At 72.1% G+C, this 15,077-nt stretch carries 15 protein-coding genes and 1 pseudogene; 13 read left to right on the plus strand and 3 right to left on the minus strand.

Going from position 1 to position 15,077, the window contains the following annotated elements; translation table 11 throughout:
• Positions 1-8 precede the first annotated feature (8 nt).
• On the minus strand, positions 9-1,178 hold the full coding sequence (locus tag IEZ13_RS01940) for an FAD-dependent oxidoreductase (protein ID WP_183216012.1): 1,170 nt from the start codon (positions 1,176-1,178) through the stop codon (positions 9-11).
• A 160-nt stretch (positions 1,179-1,338) separates the two neighbouring features.
• Between IEZ13_RS01940 and IEZ13_RS01945 the strand changes: the two genes are divergently transcribed.
• From IEZ13_RS01945 to IEZ13_RS01990, 11 genes and pseudogenes are all read left to right on the plus strand, one after another.
• Positions 1,339-1,707 (plus strand): SchA/CurD-like domain-containing protein, encoded by a 369-nt coding sequence (locus IEZ13_RS01945; RefSeq protein ID WP_183216014.1) that lies wholly within the window; start codon positions 1,339-1,341, stop codon positions 1,705-1,707.
• A complete protein-coding gene (locus IEZ13_RS01950; RefSeq protein ID WP_183216016.1) occupies positions 1,704-2,486 on the plus strand; it encodes an SDR family NAD(P)-dependent oxidoreductase in 783 nt (260 codons plus the stop codon). Before IEZ13_RS01945 ends, IEZ13_RS01950 begins: the two co-directional genes overlap by 4 nt.
• Positions 2,483-2,782 (plus strand): antibiotic biosynthesis monooxygenase family protein, encoded by a 300-nt coding sequence (locus IEZ13_RS01955; protein ID WP_183216018.1) that lies wholly within the window; start codon positions 2,483-2,485, stop codon positions 2,780-2,782. Before IEZ13_RS01950 ends, IEZ13_RS01955 begins: the two co-directional genes overlap by 4 nt.
• Positions 2,783-3,213: 431 nt before the next feature.
• The gene (locus tag IEZ13_RS01960; RefSeq protein WP_183216020.1) at positions 3,214-3,996 is read left to right on the plus strand and encodes a sensor histidine kinase; all 783 of its coding nucleotides are present in this window, start codon (positions 3,214-3,216) and stop codon (positions 3,994-3,996) included.
• Entirely contained in the window at positions 3,975-4,649 is a 675-nt protein-coding gene (locus tag IEZ13_RS01965) for a response regulator (protein WP_183216022.1), read from the plus strand. Before IEZ13_RS01960 ends, IEZ13_RS01965 begins: the two co-directional genes overlap by 22 nt.
• Positions 4,650-4,762: 113 nt before the next feature.
• Positions 4,763-5,089 carry a TcmI family type II polyketide cyclase gene (locus IEZ13_RS01970; RefSeq protein ID WP_183216024.1) on the plus strand — a complete coding sequence of 109 codons (327 nt, stop codon included), beginning with the start codon at positions 4,763-4,765 and terminating at the stop codon, positions 5,087-5,089.
• Positions 5,090-5,274: 185 nt separating this feature from the next.
• Positions 5,275-5,523 carry an acyl carrier protein gene (locus tag IEZ13_RS01975; RefSeq protein WP_183216026.1) on the plus strand — a complete coding sequence of 83 codons (249 nt, stop codon included), beginning with the start codon at positions 5,275-5,277 and terminating at the stop codon, positions 5,521-5,523.
• Positions 5,524-5,536: 13 nt separating this feature from the next.
• Positions 5,537-5,887, plus strand: a pseudogene (locus IEZ13_RS46270) (SRPBCC family protein); the annotation flags it as partial.
• A gap of 90 nt (positions 5,888-5,977) precedes the next feature.
• On the plus strand, positions 5,978-6,403 hold the full coding sequence (locus tag IEZ13_RS46275; RefSeq protein WP_229794450.1) for a cupin domain-containing protein: 426 nt from the start codon (positions 5,978-5,980) through the stop codon (positions 6,401-6,403).
• A complete protein-coding gene (locus tag IEZ13_RS01985; protein WP_183216028.1) occupies positions 6,400-7,659 on the plus strand; it encodes a beta-ketoacyl-[acyl-carrier-protein] synthase family protein in 1,260 nt (419 codons plus the stop codon). Before IEZ13_RS46275 ends, IEZ13_RS01985 begins: the two co-directional genes overlap by 4 nt.
• Positions 7,656-8,927, plus strand: a complete 1,272-nt coding sequence (locus tag IEZ13_RS01990) for a beta-ketoacyl synthase N-terminal-like domain-containing protein (RefSeq protein WP_183216030.1) — start codon at positions 7,656-7,658, stop codon at positions 8,925-8,927. Before IEZ13_RS01985 ends, IEZ13_RS01990 begins: the two co-directional genes overlap by 4 nt.
• 59 nt (positions 8,928-8,986) lie before the next feature.
• Here the strand turns inward: IEZ13_RS01990 and IEZ13_RS01995 are convergent, their stop codons facing one another.
• Positions 8,987-11,185: an MMPL family transporter gene (locus IEZ13_RS01995; RefSeq protein ID WP_183216032.1), complete on the minus strand. Its 2,199-nt coding sequence runs from the start codon at positions 11,183-11,185 to the stop codon at positions 8,987-8,989.
• A gap of 105 nt (positions 11,186-11,290) precedes the next feature.
• On the opposite strand from IEZ13_RS01995, the gene IEZ13_RS02000 reads away from it, so the two are divergent.
• A complete protein-coding gene (locus IEZ13_RS02000) occupies positions 11,291-11,995 on the plus strand; it encodes a response regulator transcription factor (protein WP_183216034.1) in 705 nt (234 codons plus the stop codon).
• Between the two features lie 3 nt (positions 11,996-11,998).
• Positions 11,999-13,423: a sensor histidine kinase gene (locus IEZ13_RS02005; protein WP_203833611.1), complete on the plus strand. Its 1,425-nt coding sequence runs from the start codon at positions 11,999-12,001 to the stop codon at positions 13,421-13,423.
• Between the two features lie 6 nt (positions 13,424-13,429).
• Here IEZ13_RS02005 and IEZ13_RS02010 read toward each other — a convergent pair whose 3' ends face one another.
• Entirely contained in the window at positions 13,430-15,076 is a 1,647-nt protein-coding gene (locus tag IEZ13_RS02010) for a carbohydrate-binding domain-containing protein (RefSeq protein ID WP_183216036.1), read from the minus strand.
• Position 15,077: the final 1 nt, after the last annotated feature.

The following is a 15,077-nucleotide window of genomic DNA, read 5'->3' on the forward strand; positions in this document are numbered from 1 at the left end:
GTGTCCTCCTAAGAATCAACGAAGTCGACGCGCATGGTCAGCTGGTACGTCTTGCGCCGCACCAGCCGGTCGAACGTCAGGCGCATGAAGGCGTCCCGGAACAGGCAGGCCGGCAGGCTGTGCCAGCGGGTGAACTCGCCGTTGGCCCGGGACCGGTTCGCTATCCGCCGGACCCGGCCGGCGCGGCGCCGCTCGTACTCGGCGAGCTCTCCGCTCCGGCCGAGGCACTGGGCGAGCACCACGGCGTCCTCGACGGACTGCCCGGCGCCCTGGCCGAGGTTGAAGGTCATCGGGTGGGCGGCGTCGCCGAGCAGGGTGACCCGGCCGGTGCTCCACCGGTCGACCGGCGGGCGGTGGAAGATGTGGGCCGGGACGATCCCCTCCTCGCCGGTGGCCTCGATCAGGCCGGTGATCGGGGCCGGCCAGCCGGCGAACTCGCCCAGCAGCAGTTCCCGGCGACCGCCGCCGACCCCGGACAGGCGGCGGACCCGGCGGTCGCCCAGGATGCCGTCCCAGTAGATCCGGCCGTCGGCGAGCCGGTAGTACACGAACCACCGGCCACGGCCCCAGGTGCTGACGAACGCGTGGTCGCGCACGCCCGGCACGCCGGTGTCGATCACGCCCTGAAAGGCGGTGAAGCCGGCGTAGACGGGCGGCGGCTCGTACGGCATGAGTGCGGCCCGGACCCCCGACCGCAGCCCGTCCGCGCCGACCAGCAGCCCGGCCCGGACCGTGCGCCCGTTGCCGAACCGCACGGTCACGCCGTCGTCGTCCTCGGTGTGACCGGCGTAGGTGTGGCCGAGCACCACGTCGCCGCCGGCCGCGTCGAGCAGCATCCGGTGCAGGGCCGGGCGGCTCACCGAGTAGACCGGGGCGCCGGTGCGGGCCGCACCCTCGTCGAGCGGCCAGTCGGCGAGGTTGGGGCCGTACCAGGTCCAGAACTGGTGCCGGTCCAGCGCGTACCCGATCTCGGCGGTCTCCTTGCCGAGGCCCAGCGCACGCAGCGCCAGCACCGCGTTGTGCCAGAGCACCAGCCCGTGCCCGGCCTGCGCCCGGCCCAGCTCGGCGGCTCGTTCGTAGACGGTGACCGGGATCCCGGCCCGGCGCAGCGCCACCGCGGCGGCGAGCCCACCGATGCCGGCGCCGACGATGACCACCTTGGAGGTGCGCTCGTTCATTTCGCCGACGCTAGGGGCGGGTCCATGGGAACGTCTTCCACCAGGCGGCGGAGCCGGTCATCCGCACGCCGGAGACGGCATTTCCGACCGGCGGCGGAAGACCCCCGGCGCCGTTGCGGCCAGGCTGATGCCCCATGCCACGTCAAACGGAGGAAAAGCGATGCAACGGTACGCCGTGATGTTCCGGATCAGGCCCGGCACCGAGGACAAGGTCCGGGAGCTGCTCGCCACCTATGCGCCACCGGAGTGGGTCACGCCGGACGGCACCCGGCTGCTGAGCACGTCCATCTTCATGAAGGACGGTCTGGTGATCCGCATGATCGAGATCGACGGGAACCTGCCGTCGGTGATGGCCCACCTCGGCCGCCAGCCCAGCGTGCAGAAGCTGGAGCGGGAGCTGAACCAGTACCTGGCCGACGGGCACCAGCGTGACGTGAGCTCGCCGGACGGCGCCCGCACCTTCTTCCAGAGGGCGCTCATGGAGCACGTCACCACCCGCCGGGCGACCTTCGAGGACGCGCCGACATGAGCGTCTTCATGATCACCGGGGCGACCGGGAAGCTGGCGCCGCCGATCATCGACCTGCTCGCCACCCGGGGCGACCGGATCCTGCTCACCTCCCGCAACAAGGCGAAGCTGGACGGGCTGGCCGAGCGCTACGGCCGGGCCGGCGAGGTGGAGACCGCCGAGGCGGACGCCCTCGACCCGATCTCGATCAACCGGGCGGCGGACACCGCGGTGGCCCGGTTCGGGCGGCTGGACGGGCTGATCCACCTGGTCGGCGGGTTCGCGGTCGGTCCGCTGTTCCGGACCGAGCCGGCCGCGTACGAGGAGCTGTGGCGGTCGAACTTCCTGTCGGCGGTGATCGCCACCCACGCCGTGCTGCCGCACCTCGGCGAGGGCGGGCGGCTGGTCTACTTCGCCACCCCGCTGGCCACCGAGCCGCTGCCGGCCTTCTCCGCGTACGGCGCCGCGAAGGCCGCCCTGCTCACCTGGATGCGGTCGATCGCGCACGAGGTCAAGCGCAAGGACGTGCACGCCAACGCGGTGGTGATGACCATCGCGGACACCGAGGACGTCCGGGCCGCCCGGCCGCACCTGGACTTCGACCACACGATCAGCCCGGAGCTGGTCGCCCCGGTGGTGGGTTTCCTGACCAGCGAGGCGGCCGACGGCCTGTACGGCAGCTGCGTGCCGGTGCTGAACAAGTTCGAGTTCAGCTCGGCGCTGGCCGGTCCCCCGCCCGGCAGGGGTGGCCCGCCCGGTGCGGGTGGCCCGGGTGGACCGCCGCCGGGGATCGTCGCGTGAGCGCCCGGATCGTCTTCCTGATCCGGGTGCCGGACGACCGTCAGGAGGCGTTCCTGGCGGCGTACGAGAAGATCCGCCATCTGGTGGCCGGCGGCGTGCCGGGACACCTGCGGGATCAGGTGTGCCAGTCGTCCACCGATCCGGAGCAGTGGCTGATCACCAGCGAGTGGCGCTCGCTGGACGACTTCACCGCCTGGGAGGCCACCGCCGAGCACCGGGATCTGGTGCGGCCGATGCGGGAGAACTTCACCGAGGCGCGTTCGCTGCGCTTCCTGATCCGGGCCGAGACGGCCTGAACCCCGCTGCACGAAGGGCTCCTCCGCGTTTTCGGAGGAGCCCTCACGTATTTGTTACCGGCAAGTGAATTTGACCCACCGGTAACCGATTGCCGGGACTCTCACAGCGATTCAGATGAAACTCTAAGAACTCTCGAAGCAAGAGCATTAATCAGCGGCCTTGGTCACATTATCGACACGCTAAGTCCGGGTATTACGGACAAGAAGGACCAGTAAATCAAGCAGCTGAGGAATGTCAACAACCCTCTTCCTTAGAGCTGTCACATAGATGCCTTGCAGTGCGTTGTGCGGTCCATTAGCGTTTCGGCGGAAGGCTGCGGCGGGGGCGGTCAGCAGGGTTGTTCAGTTCTGACAAAGGTTTCGGTCTCAACCATCTTCGCCGTTAATGATCTTTCACGCCGTGTCGAGATCGCGTCGAGCAGGAGTGGCTGATGCCGTTGAATTCCTACGATCACACCCACGGCACGGCTTTCGTGATCGGCATCGTCCTGGGCGTGCTCACCGCGGTGGTCACGGCCCTGGTGGTCCGCAGGCGGGCCAGGGAGCGGGCGGCCGATCCGTCGATGGCCGCCGTCCACCGTGAACGCCGGCGGATCGCCCGCGAGCTGCACGACGTCGTCGGCCACGGTCTGGTCGTGATCTCGATGCAGGCCCGCCGGCTGCGGACCGGGCCCACCGATCCGGAGCCGGTCGCGACCGCGATCGACGAACTGGCCCAGGCCACCATGACCGAGGTCCGCTCGCTGGTGGGCGAGCTGCGCCGGGAGCCGGACGCCGAGGAGACGCTGCTCGGCCGGATCCATGAGCTGATCGCCCGGCTGGCCGCCGCCCACCTGACGGTCACCCTGCACACCTCGGGCACCGAGCCACGGCTGTCCGTGCCGATCCGCACCACCGCGCTGCGCATCGTCCAGGAGAGCCTGACCAACGCCATCAAGCACGGCGCCGGCCCGGCCCGGATCTCGCTGCGGTTCGGCGCCGACGTCGAGATCGAGATCTCCTGCCCGGCCCGGGAGAACCAGCGCCGCGGCGGCAAGGGCCTGGCCGGGCTGCGCGAACGCGTCGCCGAGGTCGGCGGCGAGTTCGCCCACGGCCGCCGCGACGGCGGAGTCTTCCTGGTCCACGCCCGGCTGCCAGTGGAGCCCGCCGGTGTCACGCGGATCGGTCGCACACACGAACACGGGGAGCGGGAATGGATGGAATTCGCATCCTGATCGTCGACGACCAGCCGCTGGTGCGGCGGGGGCTGCGGTCGGTCTTCGAGGGTCTGCCGGGCATCGTCACGGTCGGTGAGTCGCCGGACGGGCTGGACGCGGTCCGCGACGTGCGCCGGCTCCGGCCGGACGTGGTGCTCATGGACGTCAACATGCCGCGGATGGACGGTCTGGAAGCCACCCGGCGGATCTGCGCGCCGGAGGAGAACAGCGGCACCCGGGTGATCATCCTGACCATGTACGACCGGGACGAGCACGTCTTCGAGGCGCTGCGCACCGGCGCCAGCGGGTTCCTGCTGAAGGACTCCCCGACCAGCACGCTGGAACAGGCCGTCCGCGAGGTGGCGGCCGGGGAGGCGCTGCTGTCGCCGTCGGTCACCCGGCGGCTGATCGGGGAGTTCGCCCGCCGGCCGTCGCTGTCCACGCCGGGCGCCGAGCTGAGCCACCTCACCGACCGCGAGCTGGACGTCTTCCGGCTGCTGGTGTGCGGGCACTCCAACCAGGAAATCGCCCGGATGCTGGTCCTCGGGGAGAGCACCGTGAAATCACACGTCCAGCACCTCTACCAGAAGCTCGGGGTCCGGGACCGGGTACAGGTCGTCATCTACGCGTACGAGAACGGTCTCATCGATCGCCGGCTCCTGCCGGCGTAGGTGTTCTCCCCCGCCCGGGGGAGAACATGCTTCATTCCGCAGCGGACGACAGCGCGGGCCCGGCATCCTAACGTGACGGCATCCGACCATCACGCCGACCAGGGAGCTGTCACATGAGCGACCATCGGATCCTCATCGTTGCCCGGATCAAGCCGGACGCGTCGCCCGACGTCGCCCGCCTCTTCGCCGAATCGGACGCGGGCCCGCTGCCGCACGCCCTCGGCGTCACCCGGCGGCACCTGTTCCAGTACCGGGATCTCTACTTCCACTATGCGGAGTTCGACGGGGACAGCCGGGAGGCGGTGTCCCGCGCCCGTGACCGGGACGACTTCCGGGCTCTCAGCACGGCCCTCGACGCGCACATCACGCCCTACGATCCGGCGACATGGCGCAGCCCGGCCGACGCCATGGCGCACTCGTTCTACACCTGGACCCGCTGACCCGCCCCACCTTACCGTGGCGCCCGCCCATCGGCGGGCGCCTCGTCGTCTCCTCCCCCGGGCGGGCACATCATCCCTGGTGGGAGGCCCTTTCTCATCACGCCGGTGGAAGACTGGACGCGCACACCGACCTAGCGTCGTGACGACGCCCAGCCCGGGCGCTCTGATGAGAAGGAGAAGCCCGCATGGCATCCCAAGCCTTCACCGAAGACGATCTGCGCACCCTGCTGCTGGCGGTCGGCGCCGACCCCGGCATCGGCGCCGCCGACTACGGTCGATCGTTCGCCGAACTGGACCTGGACTCGCTGGCCCGGACCGAGATCGGCACCCGGATCCAGGACCGGTACGGCGTCGACGTCGAGCCGCGGCTGGACGCCGACAGCACGCCGGAGAGCCTGCGCGCCCTGGTCAACGACCTCGCCGCCGCGAACTAGCCGAGGGGGACCGATGACCGGCCTGCTGGGACACACCGACAACGCCGTCGAGATCGGCGCGCCCATCGATTTCGTCTGGGCCAACACCAACGACGTACGGGCCTGGCCCGCCCTGTTCACCGAGTACGCCTCGGTCGACGTGCTCGACGAGGAGCCGTGCGGCGTGACCTTCCGGCTCACCATGCACCCCGACGAGCAGGGCCGGGTCTGGTCCTGGGTCTCGCACCGCACCTGGGACCGGGACACCTGGACGGCCCGGGCGCGGCGGGTGGAGACCGGCCCGTTCGAGTTCATGAACATCACCTGGACGTACGAGGAACTGGCCCCCGACCGCACCCGGATGCGCTGGACGCAGGACTTCCACATGCGCCCGGACGCACCGGTGGACACCGCCGGGATGACCGAGCGGATCAACCGCAACACCCTGGTCCAGCAGAAGGTGATCAGGGAGACGCTGGAGCGGCGGCGGCAGGCCGTGATCGGCTTCCCGGACGTGCCGTCGAACACCCGGCGGGGCGGCGACCTGCGTACCCTCGTCTCGCCGGCGACCGTCGGCTCGACCTCCGGGTTCTGCGGCGCGGTCCGGCTGGCGCCCGGCGAGGGCGTCTCCGAGCACTACCACCCGTACTCCGAGGAGTACCTCTACCTGGTCAGCGGCGAGCTGCGGGTGGATTTGGACGGTCGTCCGGTGACGGTCCGCCCGGACCATGCGCTGCTCGTGCCGCGCAACGTCCGGCACCGGCTGACCAACGTCGGCGCCGAAACCGCCCTGGTGGTCTTCCAGCTCAGCCCGCTGGCGCCGCGCCCCGAGCTGGGTCACGTGGACACCGAGCCGGGCCCGAACGAGCATCTCGCGCCGGTGCCGGTGGTGACCGGATGACCCGGCGCAGCGTGGTGACCGGCATCGGGGTGGTGGTGCCGGGCGGCGCGAACCGCGAGGAGTTCTGGAGCCGGATCGTGGCCGGCAAGCCGGCGATCCGGCGGATCTCCCGCTTCGACCCGGGCGCGTACCGGTCGCAGATCGCGGCCGAATGCGACTTCGACCCGGCCGAGTACGGCCTGGCGCCGCAGGTGATCCGCCGCACCGACCGGTTCGTGCAGATGGCCCTGGCATCGGCGGACGAGGCCGTCCGGGACGCCGGCCTGGACCTGGCGGCGACCGACGCCGACCGCATCGGGGTGAGCCTGGGCAGCGCGGTCGGCGCCACGATCCGGCTCGAGGACGAGTACGTGGTGGCCAGCGATCACGGCCGGGCCTGGACGGTGGACGAGAACCACCTCATGCCGTTCATGTACCAGCAGCTGGTGCCGTCGAGCGCGGCCACCGAGCTGGCGGTCCGGTACGGCGCGCACGGCCCGGCCGCGGTGATCTCCACCGGCTGCACCTCGGGAATCGACTCGATCGGGCACGCCCACGGCCTGATCCAGGACGGCGAGGCGGACGTGGTGATCGCCGGCGCCTCGGACGCGCCGATCTCCCCGATCACGGTGGCCTGCTTCGACGCGATCCGGGCCACCACCCCGCGCAACGACGAGCCGGAACTCGCCTCCCGCCCGTTCGACGCGGGCCGGCAGGGCTTCGTGCTCGGGGAGGGCTCGGCCGTACTGATCGTGGAGGAGCTGGAGCACGCCCGGGCCCGCGGCGCCCGCATCTACTGCGAGGTGTCGGGGTACGCGGCCCGGGCCAACGGGTTCCACATGACCGGGCTGCGGCCGGACGGGTTCGAACTGGGCGAGGCGATCAGCGAGACGGTCGCGCAGTCCGGCATCACCGCGGAGGACATCGGCTACATCAGCGCACACGGATCCGGCACCAAGCAGAACGACCGCCACGAGACGGCCGCCTACAAGCGGGCGCTCGGCGACACCGTACGGAAGATCCCGATCAGCTCGATCAAGTCGGTGGTCGGGCACTCGCTCGGCGCCATCGGCTCGATCGAGATGGCCGCCTGCGCGCTGGTCATCGAGCGCGGGATCATCCCGCCGACGGCGAACCTGACCGACCCCGACCCGGAGTGCGACCTGGACTACACGCCCCTGGTCAGCCGGGAGGCGCGGGTGGACCACGCGCTCTCCGCGGGCAGCGGCTTCGGCGGTTTCCAGTCGGCGATGGTGTTCTCCCGGATCGAGCCGTGAGCGCGCGGATGCCGGTGATCACCGGCATCGGCGTGGTGGCGCCGACCGGTGTGGGAGTGGCCGAGCACTGGCGCAACTCGCTGGCCGGCACCGCCCGGATCGCCCCGATCTCGGCACCCGAGCCGCCCGCCCCCACGGATGGCTCCGCCTCCTCGGCCGACCGGGATCTGCCGATCTCGGTCGCCGGGGAGGTGGCCGGCTTCACACACACCGAGTTCGTGGCGAACCGGCTCGCCGTACAGACCGACCGGTGGACCTGGATGGCGCTGGCCGCCACCGAGATGGCGCTCACCGACGCGGACCTGGATCCGCGCCGGGAGGTGCCGATGGACCTGTCGGTGGTCACGGCGAGCGGCTCGGGCGGCAACGCGTTCGGGCAGCGGGAGATCCAGGCGCTCTGGCGGGACGGGCCGCGGACGGTCAGCGCGTACCAGTCGATCGGCTGGTTCTACGCCGCCAGCAGCGGGCAGATCTCCATCCGGCACCAGCTCAAGGGCGCGTGCGGGGTGCTGGTCGCGGACGGTGCGGGCGGCATCGACGCGGTCGCCCAGGCCCGCCGGCTGATCCGCCGGGGCAGTTCGGCGGTGGTGGCCGGGGGTACCGAGGCGCCGCTGTCGCCGTACGCGCTGGCCTGCCAGAGCAGTGTGGCCACCCTGCACCGCGGCGCCGACCCGGCGCTCGCGTACCGGCCGTTCGCGGCCGGCGCGAGCGGCTACGTGCCGGGCGAGGGCGGCGCGATGCTGGTGCTGGAGGCGGCACACCGGGCCCGGGGCCGGACGGCGCGGGTCTACGCCGAGATCGCCGGCACCGCCTCCACCCACGACGCGCACCATCCGTCCGAGCCGGCCGCGGACCACCGCCAGCTGGCCCGGGCCATGCGCACCGCCCTGGACCGGGCCGGCGTGTCCCCGGACGAGATCGGCGTGGTCTTCGCCGACGGCGCCGGGGACCCGCTCGGCGACCGCCGGGAGGCCGCGGCGATCAGCGAGGTGTTCGGTGGCCGCCGGGTGCCGGTGACCGTGCCGAAGACGATGACCGGCCGGCTCTGCTCGGGCGCGGCCGCGCTCGACCTGGCCTGGGCGGCCCTGGCCCTGCGGCACGACGTGGTGCCGCCGACCGTCAACGTGGACCCGGCCGACGCCGCGGCGGCCGGACTGGACCTGGTCACCGAGGCTCGCGAGGGCGCCGGCCTGCGGGCCGCGCTGGTGGTGGCGCGGGGCGTGGGCGGCTTCAACGCCGCGGCCGTGCTCACCGCCCCCGCCGTCTGATACACCCGCACACGAGAACGGCCCCCGCATCGGATGCGGGGGCCGTTCCCTTCGGTGGCTCAGGCCGGGGTCAGCTCCGGCTCCCGGGTCTCGCGCGGGGTCTCGTCGCGCAGCGGCGACGGCTCGACCCGCAGCAGCCGGGCCGCCCAGACCGGCAGCCACCAGTTCCAGCGGCCCATCATCGCCACCGTGGCCGGGACCAGCACCGCCCGGATCAGCGTGGCGTCGAGCAGGATGCCCAGGCCCATGCCGGTGGCGAAGACCGCCACGTCGAACTCGCCGCCACCGGCCATCGAGGCGAACGAGAAGAACAGGATCAGCGCCGCCGAGGTCACCAGCCGGCCGGTACGCCCGACGCCCTGCACCACCGCCTCCGGAGTGGAGCCGGTGCGGTCGTACTCCTCGCGCATCCGGGCCAGGATGAACACCTCGTAGTCCATGGACAGCCCGTACAGGAACGCGAAGATGGTGAGCGGCACGAACGTGCCCACCGTGCCGTTCGGCTGGATGCCGAGCGCCTGCTCGGTGCCCCAGCCCCACTGCCAGAACACCACCATGGCCCCGATCACCGCGCCCAGCGACAGCAGGTTCAGCACGATCGCCTTGAGCGGCAGCAGCAGGGACCGGAACGCCCGGGCCAGCATGATGAACGTGACCAGGAAGATCAGCGCCAGGACGTACGGGAAGGCGCCGTACGTGGTGTTCACGTAGTCGACCGTCTGCGCCGCGCTGCCACCGGCCAGCACCCCCTCCGGCAGCGAGTCGCGCAGCGCGGCCAGCTCCGCCGCACCGGCCGCCGACGGGCTCTCGTGCACCGGCACCACGGTCAGCAGCGCGGTGCCGTCGGCGGTCCAGGACGGCAGGGCGACCACGGTGTACACGCCTTCCGTGGCCCGCAACCCGTCGGCCACCGGTCCCGGATCCACACCGGCCGGCACGAACACGTCGAAGGAGCTGAGCACCCCGGACGGCAGCCCGGCGTCGGTGAGCGCGGTCAGCCCCTCCCGGCCCGGCCCGCTGTCGGCCAGGTTCCTACTCTCCGGCAACCCGAGGTTGATCTGGAGACCGATGATCGACAGGACCACCAGCAGGGTGGCCGAGGAGAGCGCGACCGGCCAGCGGAACCGCACCATGAGCCGGGCCCAGGCGGTCCAGAGCCGGCCCGCGTTCGCCTCCCGCTGGATCAGCCGCTCGCCGCGGCCGGCGCCCTGCTCCAGCCGCTGCCGGTCCAGCCGCCGGCCGATGGTGGCCAGCAGGATCGGCAGCAGGGTCAGCGAGATCAGCGCGCTCACCGCCGCGATGATCATGCCGGCCACACCCAGGCTGCGCAGGAACGGGATCGGCAGGATGGCCATGGTGATCAGGCCGATCGCCACCGCGCCGCTGCTGAAGATGATCGCCTTGCCGGCGGTCCGCATCGCCCGGTGCACCGCCTCGTCGCCGCGGTGGCCGTGCGCCTGCTCCTCCCGCCATCGGGTGATCAGCAGCAGCGCGTAGTCGATGGCGATGCCCAGGCCGAGCAACGGCATCGTGGTCAGCGCGCTGTCGTGCACCTCGGTGAACAGGGTCAGCACCAGCAGGATCAGGAACGCCACCGGGATGGCGACGGCCGAGATGACCAGCGGTACGAAGGCGAGCGCCGACCGGAAGACCATGAGCAGCACGATGACCGCGGCGATCGCGGCCACACCGATCTTCAGCGGCACGTTGAGCCCGCCGGAGTCGACCCCGGTGGCCAGCGTGTCAAGGCCGGTGACCCGCAGCTCGGAGCCGGCCGGCAGTTCCCGCTGCATCGTCTCGATGATCTGCGGGGTCTCGTCGGGCACCTCGCCGAGGCCACCGCCCGGCGGGCTGCCGTCCGCCGTCGGGCCGGTGAAGACCAGGGCGTACGTGGTCCGCCCGTCCTCGCTGACGAACCGCCGGTCGCCGGTGTCGGCATAGGACGCCACCCGGGCCTCCAGCTCGGCGCCGACCCCGGCGAAGGCGCGGCCGAGCGCGTCCCGCACGCCCGGCGAGTCGACGGTCTGCCCGGCCGGAAGCACCACGACCGGAACGTACGGCCGCTGGTAACCGCCGTTGCCGTAGTGTTCCAGGACCGCCTGATTGGCCTGGTAGGACTCCATGCCGGGGTAGGCGTACTCCTCGGAGATCCGGCTGACGGTCAGCGGTGTGGCCGCCATGCCGAGCAGGAATCCGAGCAGCACCAGCAGTCCGACCAGGCGCTTGCGGCGCAACACGATCTCAGAGACTCGTTCCATGCAATCCAGGACAGCACCGCGTTCTTCCGCCGCTCTGCGCTCGTTCTTAGAGTTCGGTGTCACAGCGATCCCTAAGAAATTCAGCGCTGCGTAGGGTTGAGACTCGTGAGCGTGACGGACACGGGTATCAAGATTCTGGTAGTCGACGACGAGCGCTACCTGGCCGATCTGGTGGCCACCGCGCTGCGCTACGAGGGCTTCGAACCGGCCACCGCCGGGTCCTGCCGGCAGGCGCTGGAGCAGGCGGCCGCGATGCGCCCCGACCTGATCGTGCTGGACGTGATGCTGCCGGACGGGTCCGGTCTGGACACCTGCCGCCGGCTGCGCGAGGACGGCTGCGAGGCGCCGATCGTGTTCCTGACCGCGCGGGACGCCACCGAGGACAAGATCGCCGGGCTGACCGTGGGCGGGGACGACTACGTCACCAAGCCGTTCAGTCTGGAGGAACTGGTGGCCCGGGTGCGGGCGGTGCTGCGGCGCACCCGGCGGGACACCCGGGCGACCCGGCTCACGGTGGCCGATCTGGAGATCGACGAGGAGGCGTACGAGGTGCGCCGCGACGGCCGCCCGATCGACCTCACCCCGACCGAGTTCAAACTGCTGCGCTACCTGGTCGCCAACGCCGGCCGGGTGCTGACAAAGCGGCAGATCCTGGACCACGTCTGGGAGTACGACTTCGGTGGCAACGACGGCGTGGTCCAGACCTACATCAGCTATCTGCGCCGCAAGCTGGACGCGGCTGGCCCGCCGCTGATCCGGACCGTGCCGCGGGTGGGCTATGTGGTCCGGCCCGACACCCCGCGGGGCTGACCCGTGCCGTTGCGCAGACGGCTCGTCCTCACCATGGTCGGCCTCCTCGCCCTCGGCCTGTTCCTGTCGGTCGGCGCGATCTACGGGGCGATCCAGGACTGGCGCAACGACCGCACCCACGACGTGCTGACCGCGATGAGCGCGGACCTGGACCGGCGGCTGACCGCGACACCGCCCACCGGCCGGCGGCTGGCGCCCGGAGCGCCGGCGGACGACCTCGGCCTGCTCTGGCGGCAGGCCGCCGAGACGGGCGACATCCCGTCCTTCGTGCAGCTGCGCTCGCCCACCGGCCGGGTGATCGACACGCTGGCCGTGGGCCGGTCGCCGGATCTGCCCGACCCGCTGCCGGCCGGGGCGGACGCCGTCTTCCAGCGGGCGCCGAGCGTGGGCGGTGGGCCGTACTGGCTGGTCCGGGTGGCCCGGCTCAGTGACGGCAGCGGGATCGTGCTGGTCGGCATGCACTCCACCGACTCGGATGAGCTGGTGCAGCGGACCACCAACGTGGCGATCGTCTCCAGCGTCGTGGTGCTGCTGGCGATGGCGGTGCTGTCGGCCCGCGCGGTGCGGACGGCGCTGCGGCCGCTGACCCGGATCGAGGTGGTGGCCGGCGCCATCGGGCAGGGGGATCTGGGCCGCCGGGTGCCGTACAACTCGCCGAAGACCGAGGTGGGCCGGCTGGGAGCGGCGCTCAACGCGATGCTGGGCCAAATCGAGCGGGCGTTCCGCGCCCGCGAGGAGTCGGAGCAGCGGCTGCGCCGCTTCGTCGCGGACGCCTCACACGAGCTGCGCACGCCGGTCGCGACCATCCGGGGGTACGCGGAGCTGTTCCGCCGCGGGGCCGCCGACCGTCCCGGCGACCTGGCGATGGCGATGCGCCGGATCGAGCTGGAGGCGGCCCGGATGGGTTCGCTGGTCGACGAGCTGCTGCTGCTGGCCCGGCTGGATCAGGGCCGTCCACTGGGGAACGAGCTGGTCGACCTGAGCGAGCTGGCCGCCGACGCGGTGGCCGACGCCCGTGCCGTGCAGCCGGACCGCGCGCTGGAGCTGGTGGCCACGGAGCCGGTGCTGGTCGTCGGCGACGCCGAACGGCTCCGCCAGGTTCTCGGCAACCTGGTCGGCAACGTGCTGCGGCACGTTCCGGCCGGCGTGCCCGCCACGGTCCGGGTGAGCCGGGAGGACGGGCACGCCGTGGTGGAGGTGGCCGACTCCGGCCCGGGCCTCGCCCCGCAGGACGCGGCCCGGGTGTTCGAGCGTTTCTACCGGAGCGAGACGGCCCGGGCCCAGGAGGACGGCGGCAGCGGCCTCGGCCTGTCGATCGTGGCCGCCGTCGCCTCCGCTCACGGGGGCGCCGCGGACGTGGAGTCGCCGCCGGGCGGAGGCACCACGTTCCGGGTCCGGCTGCCCGCGGCGCCGGAGGAGCCGGAATGAACGGACCTACCGGTTACCGGCCACCACCGTGGCCACCTGCGTTCCGTTGAGCGTGCCGCCCAGGTAGAGGCCACCGCCGACCGCCGTGCCGGAGACGCTTCCGCCGGTCCGGATCGCGTAGGTCGTACCCCTGGTGATCTGGCTTGAAGAGAAGACCACGCCGCGGAACGCCTTCGCCGCGGTGTACGACGCGATCTGCGTGCCGGAGGTGGTGGCGATGTGCACCACGGTGCCGGCCGGCTGGTTGGCGCTGAGGGTGACCGACACCCAGCCCTGCCCGGAGGTCGGGAGGGTGCTGGTGGTGGCGCTGATCCCGGTGGAGATCAGGGTGCCGGCGGCGATGGTGACGGCGCCGTTGGCGTCCAGGCCGCCCTCGCCGCCGCCGCGGGTGCCGGAGCCGCTGACCACGACCGTGCCGCCGCCGATGGTGAGGGCGCCGTTGGAGTCGAGGCCGTCGGTGCCGGCGTTGACGCTCACGGCGCCGCCGGTGATCGAGATGAGCGCGTTCGGGGAGTTCTGCATCTCCCCGTAGGTCGGGTCGGAGGCGTTGAACGCGTCGTCGGTGGCGACGGCCGAGACGGTGCCGCCGGTCACGTACACCTTGAGGCCCTCGACCCCCTCGTACGACCTGGTGACGTTGACCGTGCCGCCGCCGATCCGCACGTCGGTCTCCGCGTGCACGCCGTCGTCACCGCTGGCCACGGTCGTGGCGCCGCCGTCGATGGTGACCGCGGCGTCGGAGTGGACGCCGTCGTCGGTGGCGTTGACGTTGACCGTGCCGTCGCTGATCACGGTGAGCACGCCGGCCTTGAGGCCCTTCGCCGAGTCGGCGCCGGTGGTCCGCGCGGTGATCGAGCCGCCGTTGACGATCACGTCGGTCTGCCCGGTCAGCGCGTCGCCGGTCGAGGTGACGTTGACCGTGCCGCCGGTGACCGCCACGTACCCGCGGGTGGCGTCCTCCTCGTTGTCCGACTTGAGGCCGTCGCCGCCGGCCGTCGCGGTGATCGAGCCGCCGGAGACGATCACGTAGTCCTGACCGCGGATGGCGTCGTCCGGCGCCGTCGCGGTGATCGTGCCACCCGCGATGACCAGGCCGTCCTTGACGTTGATGGCGTCGTTGGCGTTGCCGGTGAGGATCAGCGACCCGGTGCCGGCGATGGTCGTGTCGGCGGCCGAGGCGAGCGGGGCGTCGGCGGAGGCGGCGCCGTCGGTCAGCCGGTTGGTGGTGCCGGCCGTCAGGTGCACCAGCACCTCGTCGGCGGCGACCACGTTGACGGCGCCGGTGCTGCCGGTGATCGTCACACCGTTGAGGATGAGCCGGACGATGCCGGCGCCGGTGCTGTTGACGACGATCTGGCCGCTGGTGAGGGTGCCGCTGAACCGGTAGGTGCCGGCCGCCGTGACGGTCACCGTGCTGCCGGAGACGGTCACGTTGGAGCTGGTCGTGGTGGCGCTCGTGCCGGTCAGGGTGACCGCCGCGACGTCGGACTCGTTCCAGGTCAGGTCGGCGGCGCTCAGGTGGGAGGCCTGGTTGGCGGCGAGCGCGGCCGCGGCGGCGGGCCCGGCGGCGAACGCGGGGGTGGGGGCCACCCACGTGGCCAGGGCGGTTGCGGTGAGCACCGCGGGGACGGCCAGACGGGGGATTCTGGGCATC

This window comes from Actinoplanes campanulatus, from assembly GCF_014647795.1.
GTDB classification, from domain to species: domain Bacteria; phylum Actinomycetota; class Actinomycetes; order Mycobacteriales; family Micromonosporaceae; genus Actinoplanes; species Actinoplanes campanulatus.